The sequence below is a fragment of the Streptomyces sp. NPDC049837 genome (genome assembly GCF_040674455.1).
In the GTDB taxonomy this organism is placed as follows: Bacteria; Actinomycetota; Actinomycetes; order Streptomycetales; family Streptomycetaceae; genus Streptomyces.
The window spans coordinates 25405-40652 of record NZ_JBFAMP010000015.1; the positions used below are offsets into that span (position 1 = coordinate 25405).

General features: G+C 70.5%; 17 protein-coding genes. 13 read left to right on the forward strand and 4 right to left on the reverse strand.

Going from position 1 to position 15248, the window contains the following annotated elements; translation table 11 throughout:
* Together AB0J57_RS31060 and thiD are read left to right on the forward strand one after the other, a co-directional pair.
* The gene (locus AB0J57_RS31060) at positions 1-963 is read left to right on the forward strand and encodes a thiamine-phosphate kinase (RefSeq protein ID WP_366131695.1); all 963 of its coding nucleotides are present in this window, start codon (positions 1-3) and stop codon (positions 961-963) included.
* The gene (gene thiD, locus AB0J57_RS31065; protein WP_366131696.1) at positions 963-1754 is read left to right on the forward strand and encodes a bifunctional hydroxymethylpyrimidine kinase/phosphomethylpyrimidine kinase; all 792 of its coding nucleotides are present in this window, start codon (positions 963-965) and stop codon (positions 1752-1754) included. Before AB0J57_RS31060 ends, thiD begins: the two co-directional genes overlap by 1 nt.
* Positions 1755-1891: 137 nt before the next feature.
* On the opposite strand, the gene rpmB is transcribed toward thiD, so the two are convergent.
* Positions 1892-2077 carry a 50S ribosomal protein L28 gene (rpmB, locus tag AB0J57_RS31070; RefSeq protein WP_064070327.1) on the reverse strand — a complete coding sequence of 62 codons (186 nt, stop codon included), beginning with the start codon at positions 2075-2077 and terminating at the stop codon, positions 1892-1894.
* A gap of 241 nt (positions 2078-2318) precedes the next feature.
* Here rpmB and AB0J57_RS31075 point away from each other — a divergent pair, with 241 nt between their 5' ends.
* The 9 genes from AB0J57_RS31075 to mutM all read left to right on the forward strand — a co-directional run bounded on the left by AB0J57_RS31075 (position 2319) and on the right by mutM (position 11311).
* Entirely contained in the window at positions 2319-3929 is a 1611-nt protein-coding gene (locus tag AB0J57_RS31075; RefSeq protein WP_366131697.1) for a DAK2 domain-containing protein, read from the forward strand.
* Between the two features lie 46 nt (positions 3930-3975).
* Complete coding sequence (gene recG / locus AB0J57_RS31080; protein WP_366131698.1) at positions 3976-6162, forward strand: ATP-dependent DNA helicase RecG; 2187 nt, start codon at positions 3976-3978, stop codon at positions 6160-6162.
* Between the two features lie 69 nt (positions 6163-6231).
* The gene (gene rsmD / locus AB0J57_RS31085) at positions 6232-6816 is read left to right on the forward strand and encodes a 16S rRNA (guanine(966)-N(2))-methyltransferase RsmD (protein WP_366131699.1); all 585 of its coding nucleotides are present in this window, start codon (positions 6232-6234) and stop codon (positions 6814-6816) included.
* 26 nt (positions 6817-6842) lie between these two features.
* On the forward strand, positions 6843-7325 hold the full coding sequence (coaD, locus tag AB0J57_RS31090) for a pantetheine-phosphate adenylyltransferase (protein WP_366131837.1): 483 nt from the start codon (positions 6843-6845) through the stop codon (positions 7323-7325).
* Positions 7326-7421: 96 nt separating this feature from the next.
* Positions 7422-8489 (forward strand): ATP synthase F0 subunit B, encoded by a 1068-nt coding sequence (locus AB0J57_RS31095; RefSeq protein ID WP_366131700.1) that lies wholly within the window; start codon positions 7422-7424, stop codon positions 8487-8489.
* A 171-nt stretch (positions 8490-8660) separates the two neighbouring features.
* Positions 8661-9266: a DUF177 domain-containing protein gene (locus AB0J57_RS31100; RefSeq protein ID WP_366131701.1), complete on the forward strand. Its 606-nt coding sequence runs from the start codon at positions 8661-8663 to the stop codon at positions 9264-9266.
* Positions 9267-9268: 2 nt separating this feature from the next.
* Complete coding sequence (gene rpmF, locus AB0J57_RS31105; protein WP_030496967.1) at positions 9269-9442, forward strand: 50S ribosomal protein L32; 174 nt, start codon at positions 9269-9271, stop codon at positions 9440-9442.
* A 20-nt stretch (positions 9443-9462) separates the two neighbouring features.
* On the forward strand, positions 9463-10365 hold the full coding sequence (gene rnc, locus AB0J57_RS31110; RefSeq protein WP_366131702.1) for a ribonuclease III: 903 nt from the start codon (positions 9463-9465) through the stop codon (positions 10363-10365).
* 70 nt (positions 10366-10435) lie between these two features.
* Entirely contained in the window at positions 10436-11311 is an 876-nt protein-coding gene (mutM, locus tag AB0J57_RS31115; protein ID WP_366131703.1) for a bifunctional DNA-formamidopyrimidine glycosylase/DNA-(apurinic or apyrimidinic site) lyase, read from the forward strand.
* Here the strand turns inward: mutM and AB0J57_RS31120 are convergent.
* A complete protein-coding gene (locus AB0J57_RS31120; RefSeq protein WP_366131704.1) occupies positions 11269-11661 on the reverse strand; it encodes a helix-turn-helix domain-containing protein in 393 nt (130 codons plus the stop codon). The genes mutM and AB0J57_RS31120 overlap by 43 nt on opposite strands.
* Before the next feature lie 311 nt (positions 11662-11972).
* On the opposite strand from AB0J57_RS31120, the gene AB0J57_RS31125 reads away from it, so the two are divergent.
* Together AB0J57_RS31125 and AB0J57_RS31130 are read left to right on the forward strand one after the other, a co-directional pair.
* Positions 11973-12281 (forward strand): helix-turn-helix transcriptional regulator, encoded by a 309-nt coding sequence (locus AB0J57_RS31125; RefSeq protein ID WP_366131705.1) that lies wholly within the window; start codon positions 11973-11975, stop codon positions 12279-12281.
* Positions 12281-12886: a DUF2314 domain-containing protein gene (locus tag AB0J57_RS31130; protein ID WP_366131706.1), complete on the forward strand. Its 606-nt coding sequence runs from the start codon at positions 12281-12283 to the stop codon at positions 12884-12886. Before AB0J57_RS31125 ends, AB0J57_RS31130 begins: the two co-directional genes overlap by 1 nt.
* Before the next feature lie 350 nt (positions 12887-13236).
* On the opposite strand, the gene AB0J57_RS31135 is transcribed toward AB0J57_RS31130, so the two are convergent.
* Positions 13237-14469, reverse strand: coding sequence for an XRE family transcriptional regulator (locus AB0J57_RS31135; RefSeq protein ID WP_366131707.1), 1233 nt, complete (start codon positions 14467-14469; stop codon positions 13237-13239).
* A 155-nt stretch (positions 14470-14624) separates the two neighbouring features.
* Positions 14625-14996 (reverse strand): GntR family transcriptional regulator, encoded by a 372-nt coding sequence (locus AB0J57_RS31140; protein ID WP_366131708.1) that lies wholly within the window; start codon positions 14994-14996, stop codon positions 14625-14627.
* Positions 14997-15248 lie beyond the last annotated feature (252 nt).

The window sequence follows — 15248 nt, forward strand, 5'->3', positions numbered from 1 at the left end:
ATGAAGGGCACTGTCGGCGAGTTGGGGGAGTTCGGGCTGATCAGGGAGCTCACCTCCCGGCTCACCTCCACCCCGGCGGTACGGATCGGGCCCGGCGACGACGCCGCGGTCGTGGCCGCACCCGACCGGCGTGTGGTGGCGAGCACGGACATCCTGCTGGAGGGGCGGCACTTCCGCCGTGACTGGTCCACCGCCTACGACGTCGGCCGCAAGGCCGCCGCGCAGAACCTCGCGGACATCGCCGCCATGGGCGCCGTACCGACCGCGCTGCTCCTCGGCCTGGTCGTCCCCGCGGAACTCCCGGTGACCTGGCCGACCGAGCTGATGGACGGCCTGCGCGACGAGTGCCAGGTCGCGGGCGCGGCCGTCGTCGGCGGCGACGTCGTACGCGGCGACACGATCACCGTCTCCATCACCGCGCTGGGCGACCTGCGCAACCACGAGCCGGTCACCCGGGCCGGTGCGCAGCCCGGTGACGTCGTCGCGTACACCGGCTGGCTGGGCTGGTCGGCGGCCGGGTACGCGGTGCTCTCGCGCGGGTTCCGCTCACCGCGCGCCTTCGTCGAGGCCCACCGCCGGCCCGAGCCGCCCTACCACGCGGGCCCGGCGGCCGCGGGGCTCGGCGCGACCGCCATGTGCGACGTCAGCGACGGCCTGATCGCCGACCTCGGGCACATCGCCGAGGCCAGCAAGGTCCGCATCGACCTGCGCTCCGGGCTCATCGACATCCCGACCCAGATGAACGACATCGGCCAGGCCGTCGGCGTGGACCCCATGCAGTGGGTCCTCACCGGAGGTGAGGACCACGCCATCGTCGCGACCTTCCCGCCGGACGTGAAGCTGCCGGCCCGCTGGAAGGTCATCGGCGAGGTCCTCAACCCCTCCGCCCTGCCCCAGGTCACCGTCGACGGCGCGCCCTGGCACACGCAGGGCGGCTGGGACCACTTCGGGGAGGGCGAGTGATGCCCCGGGTGATCCCGAACGTGCTGACCGTCGCCGGATCCGACTCCGGCGGCGGCGCGGGCATCCAGGCCGACCTGAAGACCATGCTGGCGCTGGGCGTGCACGGCATGAGCGTGATCACCGCCGTCACCGCGCAGAATTCGCTGGGCGTCCAGGGCGCCTGGGAGCTGCCCGTGGAGGCGGTGCGGGCTCAGTACCGCAGCGTCGTCGACGACATCGGCGTACAGGCCGTGAAGACCGGCATGCTGGCCTCCGCGCCGCTCGTGGAGGCGGTCGCCGAGCTGCTGGCCGGGACGGACGCGCCCGTGGTCGTCGACCCGGTCGGGGTGTCCAAGCACGGCGACCCGCTGCTGGCGGCGTCCGCGCTCGACTCCGTGCGCAAGCGGCTGCTGCCGGTCGCCACCGTGGCGACGCCCAACCTGGACGAGGTGGCCCAGCTCACCGGCGTGACGGTGGAGGGCGAGGACGATCTGCGGCGGGCCGCCGCCGCCGTGCTGGAGTACGGGCCGCGCTGGGCGCTCATCAAGGGCGGGCACCTGGCCGGGGACGCGGTGGACCTGCTCACCGACGGCACCCAGGAGCACTGGCTGCGGGCGCCCCGGCACGACAACCGGCACACCCACGGGACGGGCTGCACGCTCGCCTCGGCGGTCGCGGCGGGCCTCGGCAAGGGCCTGACGGTGCCGGACGCGGTACAGGAGGCCAAGGCGTACGTCACCGGGGCGATCGCGGCCGGGTTCGCGCTGGGCGGCGGGATCGGCCCGGTGGACCACGGCTGGCGCTTCCGGTAACGCGCTTAACGCGCGCGGGTACGGCAGAAAGCGCGGGTACGGCAAGAAGCGCGGGTACGGCAAAAAGCCGGTCCACCGAGGTGGACCGGCTTTCAAGGCAACCGCAGAGGCTGCGCTACGACGAACCGTCGTCGGCGTTAGCGCGAGACCTTGCCGGCCTTGATGCACGAGGTGCAAGCGTTGAGCCGCTTCGGCGTCCCACTGACCACGGCACGCACGCGCTGGATGTTCGGGTTCCAGCGACGGGACGTACGGCGGTGCGAGTGCGAGATGTTGTTGCCGAAGCCCGGCCCCTTGCCGCAGACGTCGCAGTTGGCAGCCACGGGTCACTCCAAAGACTTCAGATGCACTTACAGTGAAATCCGGCGAGCCGGAATCAGATCTGGTGACTGAAGTGGCGTTGCCGGGGGAATGGCCCGACTTTCATCGGGCAACCGGAGCAGCATACAACGACTGCCCTGGTTCAACGAAACTACCACGGTTCGCCCGGCCCCCGCCCGGGGCCCCGGCCCCGACCGGGGTCTACGCTGCGGTGCAGTCAGCGCTGCTCGAGGAGGACACCAGGTGCCGCAGACCCTGCCGCAGGCGCTCGATTCCGCAGTGGTCCGCGACTGGTGCTCACTGGCGCTGGAGGCGCTCGGCCGGGAGCGCGAGGAGATCGACGCGATCAACGTCTACCCCGTCGCGGACGGGGACACCGGCACCAACCTGTACTTGACGGTCGAGTCCGCCTCCCAGGCGGTCGAAGCCGTCTTCGCGGCCATCACGGCGCCCGATTTCGCCGACACCGTACGCGCGATGGCGCACGGCGCGCTGATCGGCGCCCGGGGGAACTCCGGGACGATCCTGTCGCAGTTGCTGCGGGGCATGAGCGAGGTCCTCGCCGAAGGCCGGGACGGAGACCACCTGGCCAGGGCGCTGCGGAGGGCCTCGGTGTCCGCCCGGGAGGCGGTCGCCCACCCCGTCGAGGGCACCATCCTGAGCGTCGCGGCAGCGGCCGCCTCCGCCGCGGCGGGCGGCCAGGACGTGGTGACCGTCGCCCGCGCCGCGTACGCGGGCGCCCGCGCGGCCCTGGAGGTCACGCCCGCCCAGCTCGCCGTCCTGGAGCGGGCCGGCGTGGTGGACGCGGGCGGGCGCGGCCTCGTCACGATGCTCGGCGCGCTGGTGGAGGCGGTCTCGGGGGAGGCACCCGCGCGGGCGCCGCGTACGCCCCGGGTGGTGGCCCCCGCCGTGGAGTCCTGCGCGGACGCCGGGCCCGCCTTCGAGGTCATCTACCTGCTGGAGGCCGACGACACGGCCGTGGCCCGGCTCCGGGAGCGGCTCGACTCGCTCGGCGACTCCCTGGTCGTGGTGGGCGGCGACGGGCTGTGGAACGTCCACGTCCACGTGGACGACGCGGGTGCGGCGGTGGAGGCGGGCGTCGAGGCGGGGCGCCCGTACCGGATCCGGATCACCCACTTCGGTACGCTCGGTACGGCCGGCACGTCCGGCACGGAGGCGCCCGAGGAGCGGGCGGGGCGCGCCGTGGTGGCGGTACTGCCCGGTGAGGGGCTCGCCCACCTGTGTGCCGAGGCGGGCGCCACGACGGTGCTGGCCCGGCCCGGCGAGCCGCCGGCCAGCGGCGAGCTCGTCGAGGCCATCCGGCGCGCCCACGCGCGCGAGGTCGTCCTGCTGCCGAACGACGCCGCCCTGCGGCACACCGCGGCGGCGGCGGCCGAACAGGCGCGGGCGGAGGGCATCCGGGTCGCCCTCGTCCCGACGCGGGCCGCCGTCCAGGGCATCGCCGCCCTCGCCGTCCACGAACCGGACCGGCGCTTCGACGAGGACGTCGTCGCCATGACCGCCGCTGCGGGCGCCACCCGCTACGGCGAACTGGCCGTCGCCGAGCACCAGTCGTTCACCTCGGCCGGCGTCTGCCAGGCGGGCGACGTGCTGGGCCTGATCGACGGCGACGTCGCCGTGATCGGCCACGACGTGGCCACCGTCGCCGAGACGGTCCTGGACCGGATGCTCTCGGGGGGCGGCGAACTGGTCACCCTCGTCCTCGCGGACGACGCGCCCGAGGCCCTCGCGGACCGCCTGGAGACCCACGTACGCGAAACGCACCTGGCGGTCGACACGGTCGTGTACCAGGGCGGCCCGCAGGCCCCCCTGCTGCTGATCGGCGTCGAGTAGCGCGTCCGTCCACAGGTGCGCCCGCCTGTCAGTGCCGTGGTGTGCAATGGGAGACGTGTCAGCTCTCGACGAACCACTGAAGAAGCAGCTCGGCGCCGCCACCGCCAAGGTGATGGCCGAGCACCTCGACCTGCACACCGTCGGTGATCTGCTCCACCACTACCCCCGGCGGTACGCGGAGCGCGGCGAGCTCACCACGCTCGCCGACCTGCCGCTGGACGAGCACGTCACGGTGGTGGCCCGGGTCGCGGACGCGCGCGTGCTGACGTTCAACAGTGCCAAGGGGCGCGGCCAGCGCCTGGAGGTCACCATCACGGACGGCAGCGGACGGCTGCAGTTGGTCTTCTTCGGCAAGGGCGTCCACAAGCCGCACAAGGACCTGCTGCCCGGCACACGCGCGATGTTCGCCGGGAAGGTCTCCGTCTTCAACCGCAAGACGCAGCTCGCCCACCCCGCGTACGAGCTGCTGCGCGGCGAGGACGGCGAGAGCGCCGTGGACTCCTGGGCCGGGGCCCTCATCCCGATCTACCCGGCCACCACCAAGCTGGAGTCCTGGAAGATCGCCAAGGCGGTCGACGCGGTGCTGCCCAGCGCGGCGGACGCCGTCGACCCGCTGCCGCCGGCGCTGCGCGAGGGGCGCGGCCTCACCGGCCTCCCGGACGCCCTGCGCAAGATCCACCGCCCGCGCACCAAGGCCGACATCGCCGACGCCCGCGAGCGGCTCAAGTGGGACGAGGCGTTCGTCCTCCAGGTCGCGCTGGCCCGGCGGCGGTACGCCGACACCCAACTGCCCGCCGTGGCGCGCAAGCCGGTGCCGGGCGGACTTCTGGACGCCTTCGACGCCAAACTGCCGTTCACCCTCACCGAGGGGCAGCAGAAGGTCTCCAAGGAGATCTTCGACGACCTGGCCACCGAGCACCCGATGCACCGCCTCCTCCAGGGCGAGGTGGGCAGCGGAAAGACCATGGTGGCGCTGCGGGCGATGCTCGCCGTCGTGGACGCGGGCGGCCAGGCCGCGATGCTCGCCCCCACCGAGGTCCTCGCCCAGCAGCACCACCGGTCGATCACCGAGATGATGGGCGAGCTGGCCGAGGGCGGCATGCTCGGCGGCGCGGACCAGGCCACCAAGGTGGTGCTGCTCACCGGCTCCATGAGCGCCGCCGCCCGCCGCCAGGCCCTGCTCGACCTGGTCACCGGCGAGGCCGGCATCGTCATCGGCACGCACGCGCTGATCGAGGACAAGGTCCAGTTCCACGACCTGGGCCTGGTCGTCGTCGACGAGCAGCACCGCTTCGGCGTCGAGCAGCGCGACGCCCTGCGCGGCAAGGGCAAGCAGCCGCCGCACCTGCTCGTCATGACCGCCACCCCCATCCCGCGCACGGTCGCGATGACCGTCTTCGGCGACCTGGAGACGTCCGTCCTGGACCAACTGCCCGCCGGCCGCTCGCCGATCGCCAGCCATGTCGTCCCGGCGGCCGACAAGCCGCACTTCCTGGCCCGTGCCTGGGAGCGGGTCCGCGAGGAGGTGGAGAACGGCCACCAGGCGTACGTCGTCTGCCCCCGCATCGGCGACGAGGAGGACGAGAAGAAGAAGGCCAAGGAGGGCGACGCGGACAAGCGGCCCCCGCTCGCCGTCCTCGACGTCGCCGACCAGCTCGCCAAGGGTCCCCTCGCCGGTCTGCGCGTCGAGGTGCTGCACGGCAGGATGGCCCCCGACGACAAGGACGCCGTGATGCGCCGCTTCGCCGCCGGGGACACCGACGTCCTGGTCGCGACGACCGTCATCGAGGTCGGTGTCAACGTCCCCAACGCCACCGCCATGGTGATCATGGACGCGGACCGGTTCGGCGTCTCCCAGCTCCACCAACTGCGCGGCCGGGTGGGCCGTGGCTCGGCCCCGGGCCTGTGCCTGCTCGTCACCGAGATGCCCGAGGCGAGCCCGGCCCGCCAGCGGCTCAACGCCGTCGCCTCCACCCTCGACGGCTTCGAGCTCTCCCGCATCGACCTCGAACAGCGCCGCGAGGGCGACGTGCTCGGCCAGGCCCAGTCCGGTGTCCGCTCCAGCCTCCGCATGCTCGCCGTCATCGACGACGAGGAGGTCATCGCGGCCGCCCGCGAGGAGGCCGTGGCGGTCGTCGCCGCCGACCCCGAGCTGGAGCACCTCCCGGAGCTGCGCACGGCCCTGGACGCCCTGCTCGACAAGGAACGGGAGCAGTATCTGGAGAAGGGCTGAGCGGTGCACATGCCGCCGGAGCCCATATCGTGGAGTCACCAGCATTCACAGGACGGCTAAGGACCTCAGATGACCCGCGTGATCGCCGGTGCGGCCGGCGGACGCCGCCTGGCCGTGCCGCCGGGCAACGGCACCCGCCCGACCTCCGACCGGGCACGGGAGGGGCTGTTCTCCACCTGGGAGGCGCTCCTCGGGACGCTCGACGGCATCCGGATCGCCGACCTGTACGCCGGGTCCGGCGCCGTCGGCCTGGAGGCGCTCTCCCGGGGCGCCGCCCACGCCCTGCTCGTCGAGGCCGACCAGCGGGCCGCCCGCACGGTCCGCGACAACGTCCGCGGGCTCGGCCTGCCCGGCGCCGAGGTCCGCACCGGCAAAGCCGAACAGATCGTGACAGGACCGGCGCCCTCGGACCCGTACGACATCGTCTTCCTGGACCCGCCGTACGCCGTCTCCGACGACGATCTTGGCGAGATCCTCCTCACACTCCGCACCAAAGGCTGGCTCGCCGACGACGCGCTCGTCACCGTGGAGCGCAGCACCAGGGGCGGGGAATTCGCCTGGCCGGACGGTTTCGAACCGCTACGGGCCCGTCGCTACGGCGAGGGAACGTTTTGGTACGGTCGCGCCGCCTCTACGTGCGAAGACGCACGATGACCGGTTCGGAGAGCGAGGGACTTCAGTTGCGCCGCGCAGTCTGTCCGGGGTCGTTCGACCCCATCACCAACGGACACCTCGACATCATCGCCCGCGCCTCCAAGCTGTACGACGTCGTCCACGTCGCGGTGATGATCAACCAGTCCAAGAAGGGCCTGTTCACGGTCGAGGAGCGGATGGAGCTCATCCGCCAGGTCACCAGCGAGTACGGCAACGTCAAGGTGGAGTCCCACCACGGCCTGCTGGTCGACTTCTGCAAGGAGCGCGACATCCCCGCCATCGTCAAGGGGCTGCGGGCCGTCAGCGACTTCGACTACGAGCTCCAGATGGCCCAGATGAACAACGGCCTCTCGGGCGTCGAGACCCTCTTCGTCCCGACCAACCCCACGTACAGCTTCCTGTCGTCCTCCCTGGTCAAGGAGGTCGCCGCCTGGGGCGGTGACGTCTCCCACCTCCTGCCGCCCGTCGTCCACGAGGCACTGGTCAAGCGCCTCGGCGAGAAGTCCTGAACTGACAGCCCGTCACCCGGTGTCGGGCCGCGGCCGACTGGCCTTACAGTCGTCCCGTCCGTCTCCAATCCGGCTTTAGAGAGTGGCGAGCACACGGTGGACGTGCAGAAGAAGCTCGACGAGATCGTCGAGACGGTCGCGAGCGCCCGTTCCATGCCCATGTCGGCCTCCTGCGTGGTCAACCGCGCCGAGCTGCTCGCGATGCTCGACGAGCTGCGCCAGGCCCTGCCCGGCTCACTGGCCCAGGCCCAGGAGCTGATCGGCGGCCGTGAGCAGCTCGTCGAGCAGGCCCGCCAGGAGGCAGAGCGGATCATCGAGGCCGCCCACGCCGAACGCGGCTCGCTGATCTCCGACACCCAGGTCGCCCGCCAGTCCCAGGAGGAGGCCGACCGCATCCTCGCCGAGGCCCGCCGGGAGGCCGAGGAGATCCGCGCCGAGGCCGACGACTACGTCGACTCCAAGCTCGCCAACTTCGAGGTCGTCCTCACCAAGACCATCGGCTCGGTCGACCGCGGCCGCGAGAAGCTCCTCGGCCGGGGCCCCGGCCTCGACGACCAGGGGTACGCGGACGAGGACGCCCCCGAGTACAGCGCCGACCCCCAGACCCTGATCCGGCGCGCGGACGAGTACGTGGACGCCAAGATCAGCGCCTTCGAGGCCGTGCTGACCAAGACCCTGGAGGCGGTCGGGCGCGGCCGCCAGAAGCTGCACGGCCGGATCGCCACAGACGACCTGGGCGCCCACATGGCCGCCCAGGACGCGGCGGGCGGCGCCCGGCAGCACACCAGCGACGCCGACTACCTGGCGGGCCTCGCCGAGCTGGCCGACCCCGAGCCGGGTCGGCAGCAGCCCGTACAGCCGCCCGTGCAACCGCCCATGCAGCCCGCCGCGGCCCACGTCCCGGCCCAGCAGCAGCCGGACCCGTACGGGTACCAGCAGCAGGGCGCCTACGGCTACCAGCAGGACCCGTACGCGTACCAGGGCTACGACCAGGGCCAGGGCTACGCCCAGCAGCCCCAGCAGCCGTATGCGTACGAGCAGCACCAGCCCCAGCAGCCCCAGACCGCCGCGCTCGACGAGACCAGCTTCTTCGACACGAGCATGATCGACCTGGATCAGCTCCGTCGGTACGAGCAGGGGCACGGGCAGGGACAGGGGCACTGACCGGCCCGGATTGGGCTGTGAGCGAAGCGTCCAGTATCCTGGCTCTTCGGTCGCGAGTACGTCCGCGATCTCGGCTGCCCGCTTCGTCTCCAGATCCGAACGGGCCGGCCCCCACACGATCCGAAAGCAGGAAGAGCCCTGAGTACGCGCCTCGACCACCGCAACCCCCTCGTGTTCGACACGCACGAGCTGGGTCGGCGTCCCGGTGCCCTCCAGCGGCTGTCCCGCACGGTCGAGGCCCCCGCGGACCTCGGTATCGACGGGGTCATCGGCGTGCCGCAAGGCTCGCCCGTCGAGCTGGACCTCCGCCTCGAGTCGGTCATGGAAGGGGTGCTTGTCACAGGCACCGCCCGTGCGTCGGCCGAGGGGGAGTGCGTAAGGTGTCTGGAGCCGCTGCGCCAGGATGTCGCGGCGGACTTCCAGGAGATGTTCTCGTACCCCGACACCGACGACCGGGGCCACCGCAAGGCGGCCGCGGACGACGATGCCGAGGACGACGAGGACATGACCCCCCTCGAGGACGGCATGTTCGACCTCGAGCCCGTGCTGCGTGATGCGGTGGTGCTGTCACTGCCGATGCAGCCGGTGTGCCGGGAGGACTGTGCAGGACTGTGTCCCGAATGCGGGATCAACCTGAACGAGAACCCGGACCACCACCACGACGCCGTCGACATCCGTTGGGCGGCACTGCAGGGACTCGCCGATTCACTCGGGACCGGCGAGAAGGACAACATGAGCGGCGCCGAAGCGGGCGTCGACGAGAAGCAGGAGAAGTAGCCGTGGCTGTTCCGAAGCGGAAGATGTCGCGCAGCAACACGCGCCACCGCCGGTCGCAGTGGAAGGCTGCGGTCCCCACCCTGGTTTCGTGTGAGCGTTGCCAGGAGCCGAAGCAGCAGCACATCGCGTGCCCGAGCTGCGGCACGTACAACAAGCGCCAGGTCCTCTCGGTCTGAGCGGGCTGGTGAGAGGCACCGTGTCTAGCCACAAAACGGCGGATGACGCCAAGAAGCAGGCGGAGAACACGGCCTCGTCCCACACGCTTCTGGAAGGGCGGCTCGGGTACCACCTCGAGTCCGCCCTTCTGGTGCGTGCGCTGACCCACCGTTCGTACGCGTACGAGAACGGCGGCCTGCCCACCAACGAGCGGCTGGAGTTCCTCGGGGACTCCGTGCTCGGCCTGGTGGTCACGGACACGCTGTACCGCACCCACCCCGACCTGCCCGAGGGCCAACTGGCCAAGCTGCGGGCCGCGGTGGTCAACTCGCGTGCGCTGGCGGAGGTCGGCCGCGGCCTCGACCTGGGCTCCTTCATCCGGCTCGGCCGGGGCGAAGAGGGCACCGGGGGCCGGGACAAGGCGTCCATCCTCGCCGACACCCTCGAAGCGGTGATCGGCGCGGTCTATCTCGACCAGGGCCTCGACGCGGCGTCCGAGCTGGTGCACCGGCTCTTCGACCCGCTGATCGAGAAGTCCTCGAACCTCGGCGCCGGCCTGGACTGGAAGACCAGCCTCCAGGAACTGACCGCGGCCGAGGGCCTCGGCGTTCCGGAGTACCTGGTCACCGAGACCGGACCGGACCACGAGAAGACCTTCACTGCTGCTGCCCGCGTCGGTGGTGTCTCGTACGGCACCGGCACCGGCCGCAGCAAGAAGGAAGCGGAGCAGCAGGCGGCGGAGTCCGCCTGGCGGGCCATCAGGGCCGCCGCGGACGAACGGGAGGCGGCGGCGAAGGCCGCGGCCGAATCCGGCTCGGACGCCGGAGTCGTCGCCGGCTCCGGAGCTGAAGAGGCCGCCGACACCTCTTCGGTCACCGAAGCCGCGTCCGAAGCCCCGTCCGAAGCTCCTCAGACCCCGGCCACCGACACGGCCACGGCCTGAGCTTCTTCCTTCCGGCCCCGCCGTACCCAGGTACGGCGGGGTCTTCCCCATGACCCCGTAAAGGAGCGCCGTGCCCGAGCTGCCCGAGGTCGAAGTCGTCCGGCGCGGCCTGGAGCGCTGGGTCAGCGGACGGACCGTCGCCGAGGTCCGGGTCCTGCACCCGCGTGCCGTACGGCGGCACCTCGCGGGCGGTGAGGACTTCGCCGCCCGGCTGAAGGGGCACCGTTTCGGCGCCGCGCGGCGGCGCGGCAAGTACCTGTGGCTGCCGCTGGAGGACACCGACGCCTCCGTGCTCGGGCACCTCGGCATGAGCGGCCAGCTCCTGGTGCAGCCGGAGGACGCGGCCGACGAGAAGCACCTGCGGATCCGTATCCGCTTCGACGACGAACTGGGCACCGAGCTGCGCTTCGTCGATCAGCGCACCTTCGGCGGGCTCTCGCTGCACGAGAACACCCCCGACGGGCTGCCCCAGGCCATCGCGCACATCGCCCGCGACCCGCTCGACCCCGACTTCGACGACGCCGCCTTCCACACCGCGCTGCGCCTGCGCCGTACGACGGTCAAGCGCGCCCTGCTGGACCAGTCGCTGATCAGCGGCGTCGGCAACATCTACGCGGACGAGGCGCTGTGGCGCTCCCGCCTCCACTACGACCGCCCCACCACGAGCCTGACCCGCCCCCGCTCCGCCGAGCTGCTCGGGCACGTACGGGACGTGATGACGGCCGCGCTCGCGGTCGGCGGCACCAGCTTCGACAGCCTGTACGTCAACGTCAACGGCGAGTCCGGGTACTTCGACCGCTCCCTCGACGCCTACGGCCGCGAGGGCGAGCCGTGCCGGCGGTGCGGCACCCCGATGCGCCGCCGCCCCTGGATGAACCGCTCCAGCTACTACTGCCCGCGCTGTCAGCGCCCGCCGCGCATGACGCCGCCGCGCACCTCGTCGTAACGGTCCCTGGCCGCCAGGACCTCCGGCATCCGGCCCTCGACCAGCTCGATCAGCCCGAGGAGCCGCTCGGCGACGTCCCGCCCGAGCGGCGTCAGCTCGTAGTCGACGCGCGGCGGGTTCGTCGGCCGCGCGTCGCGACGCACCAGGCCGTCCCGCTCCAGGGCGTGCAGCGTCCGGGAGAGCATCTTGTCGCTCACCCCGTCCACCCGCCGCCGCAGCTCGTTGAAGCGCGAGCCGCCCTCGTACAGCGCGCCCAGGGTCAGGCTGCCCCAGCGGCCCGTCACGTGCTCCAGCGTGCCGCGCGAGGGGCACAGCCGGGAGAACACGTCGAACGCCGGGCGGTCATCCATGTCCGTCAGCGTACTGCGGGCGCCCTCAGCCGGTCAGAGACCGTTCAGGGACCGTTCCGAGATCGCTCGGAGGTCGCTCGGAGGTCGCTCAGAAGCCGAAGAAGTGACCAGCTAGATCTCTGACCAGTGGCCATGTGAACGATCAACGGTGCCACCTGCGGATTGGCTGTCGCCGGTTGTCACCTCTGGTCGTCGCTGAGTGCCCTTTGACGGCCCCACGACGGCCCAAAGGCTCTGGGTACTGATCGAAACCAAGATGAGCTGGACCGTCGGGCTTGCACCTCGTAATCTACATAGGTAGAGTAAGAGGTATGCGGAAGACTCACGCCTTGATCCAAGTGATCCTGGCATTGCTGGAAGATCCCGAGGGGCGCCACTGGGGATACGAGCTGTCGAAGCAGGCTGGCGTTCGGTCTGGGGTTCTCTATCCCATGCTCAGGCGCATGCTGGAGGATGGCTGGGTGGAGGACGGCTGGGAAGATCCGTCTGAGATCAGCGACAAGCGGCCTCCGCGTCGTTACTACAAGCTGACCGGGGAAGGGCAGGTCGCAGTAGCCGCGATCCTCGGTGAGGCTCGGCGCGATGAGCGATTCCGTGCCCTTGTAGGGAGGCCGGCCTAGTGGTCACTGAGCTTGTCGATGCCATGACTTCGTGGCCGCTCCTTATCGCAGCGCTCGTCGTCTTCGGCTTTGCGCCCGGGGCTCTGCTCCGCCTCATCGTCCTCGCCTTTGAGCGGGACGATCCACGTCGTGCTGAGCTGCGCGCGGAGCTTAGCGTCGTGCCTCGCGTCGAGCGCCCGTTCTGGGTGATGGAGCAGCTTGAGGTTGCTCTCTTCGACGGCCTGTGGCCTCGTTTCGTCTGGGCCGCGAGTGGTCGCGTGATCGACCGCTGGCACCTGGCCTCAGGCGTCAAGTTCAATCGGCTGTACCCCCAGAGCTTCTGGATCCCCTCTGCTGAGGAGAAGCAGGCCCTTAGGCCCGGCGTCCCGGTGAAGCTCATGTTCAACATGCGGAATGGCTGGGGCGAGCGCATGTGGGTCGAGATCGTTGCGATCAAGAGGCGCAAGCTCATCGGCGTCCTGCACAACCAGCCTATGGGGATCCCCCGGCTTGATCACGGGGACAAGATTCACTTCAAGTTCGATCACATCATCGACATCGACTGGGACGAGAACGCCCTGTGTCATCGCGCGTCTAGTGATGTGGACCTGCCGCAGGAAACGTAGGTCGGCGGAGCGGCTTTGGGCGGGAGCTGCCATGGGACGAGTGATCATGGCCCCGTAAGCTGATGGCGCGTCGGGCAGTCTGTGGACCTGCCCGGTAAAGCACGACGTTGGGGCCATGATCTTAGAGGCTCGCCCCATGGTGGCTGCCTAAAGCCGTGGAGCCGACCGGCCCCAGCCACAGAGGGCTACCGTCTTGCATCTGGCGTGTTCGATCTAGCCGCGCGGACCGGCGTAGCCGGGGCCCGGAGCGGGGCGGAGACAGGAGCGTCGGGCCCCGGCGGTGAGCCGGGGCCGCGCGCGGCGAGCGAGAGCGAGCCGCCTTGATGAGGTAGAGAAACCTGTAACAGGCCCTAGCTGGCTCGGGAGAGTGCCGTCAGGTGATCCAGGTACTCACGGCCTGCCGCCTCGCTGGCGTAGTCCCGATTGACGATGGCCGCCAGCTCTCGGCTGACCATGAGGAGCGAAGGTAGAGAGCGACGGTCGCCCTTGAGCGCCCATTCGCCGTAACTGATGGCCTGGTCAAGATCGCCCTGTCGGGCAGCGACCACGCCCAGGGTGATCCGCGCTTCCGCCATGCGCATGGGCGAGCGCTCGGAGCCGTCGAAGTCGGTCCCGGCCCGGATCACCTCGTGGGCAAGGTTCTCGGCGAAACGGTCCTCGCCCAGTAGGCGGTAACAGTCCATGGCGTAGAAGTCGAACTTCGCCGGGTCCACCACGAAGTGGTGATCAAGGTTCTCGGGGTAGGGCATGCCCTCCAGGAGCTTCCTCCCCCTGTCCAACGCCACCTCCGTCTGACGACGGTCCCCCAGCCGCGCCCACCCCTTGGCCTCCTGCGCCGCGAGCTGCACAGCCACCCCATGGTTGGGCGACGCTTCGGTACCGGCCTGGGCCGCTGCGAGGATGCCGCGATAGTCGCCCGTCGTGAGCGCGAACCATGCCCGCATCTCGTGTGCCCATCCGGAGATCTCCGCGTGTCCGGCCTCGTGGGCTAAAGACAGAGCGGCCCGGCGCGTGCTTTCCGCCGCCGCGCGATCACCCATGTCGTACTCGACGCAGCCGATCAGCAGCGCCAGCCAGCCAGACAGGGCGAGCACCTCCCGGTGCTGGGCCAGGGTGAGCCTCTGCGACTGGAGCGCGGCAACCCGCTTGAGCCACTGACGTCCTTCGGTCACAAGCTGGGCGCTCGGCAGGTACGGGTACTCCGAGCAAAGGCGATCAGTGGTGATCCGAAGAGCATCGAGAGTCGCATTGTCGACGTCGGACGCCTGCAAGCGGCTGATGATGTCCAAGGTCTCCATGCCGCTCGCGGCAGCAACCTCGGCATTGCCATCCCGCCGACCAGCGACCGGGAAAATCGCGTGCGTCACCGTGCCGAACGTGGCCGCGATGATCGGCTGGTAGAACTCGCTCGGCATGACTTCGCCGGACTCCCACCGCTTCCACTGCCGCACCATGCTGGAACCCTCGGGCAGCGGCTTCGGCGCGTGCGCTCGCAGAGCTGCCACCACTTCGGCTTGCGACCACTGGCGGGCCTCCCGCTCAGAGGCGAGTCGTCGCGCCCATGCCGGCCGTTCGTCGCTCATGTGCTGCCCTCCCATCGAACTGCTTGCTTCGAGTCTGGCACCCAGGGAGCCGGTGACACGGGGGGTGACAGGGGGTTGGCACCAGGGCTGTCCCCCAGTGACACCACGCCTGTCCCTAGTGGGCGAGCGGCACGCCACGCATGGTGGATCACGTGTCAGGCGCTGCCCGTGTGCTCGACCCGCTTCTCCAACTCGGCCACGCGGGCCGCAAGTCGTCGAATCTCGGAGTGGATGGCGTTGATCTCATCTCGGTTAACCGGCCCACTGGCCTCTTGCCCAGTTGTGGCACCGCTCGGCGGGGACTGTACGAAGTACCCACGGGTGGGCACCGAGACGATCACGCCCTCATCAGCGAGCACCTTGAGCGCATTGCCTACGGTCACCGTCGTGACCTGGAACCGGTCCGCTAGCTCTCGAAGCGACGCCAGCCGGTGTCCCGCCGGAAGCTGCGCTTCGGCGATCTCGTCCCGCAGCGCGTCGGCGATCTGCACCTTCTTGGGCCGGGGGTCGTGGGCATCAACGGTCATGCGCCGAGCGTATCGAGGACTCCGACATAGCACAGCCTATGGCGCGCTATCTCTTGTGATCTAGCTTGCTATATAGCAAGCTATGCCATGCGGCGCTGCCGCAAAACCCGGAGGGCGACGCTCCTACCGCCAAGCAGATTCGCCGCCCTCCTTCGTCCCCGAAGGGAGCTTCCATCATGCCCGCGTCTCTGATCGCTCCGCATCTCGCCTCGACCGCTGTCTCTGAGGTGTGTGAGGACTGCTGCGGCTCGC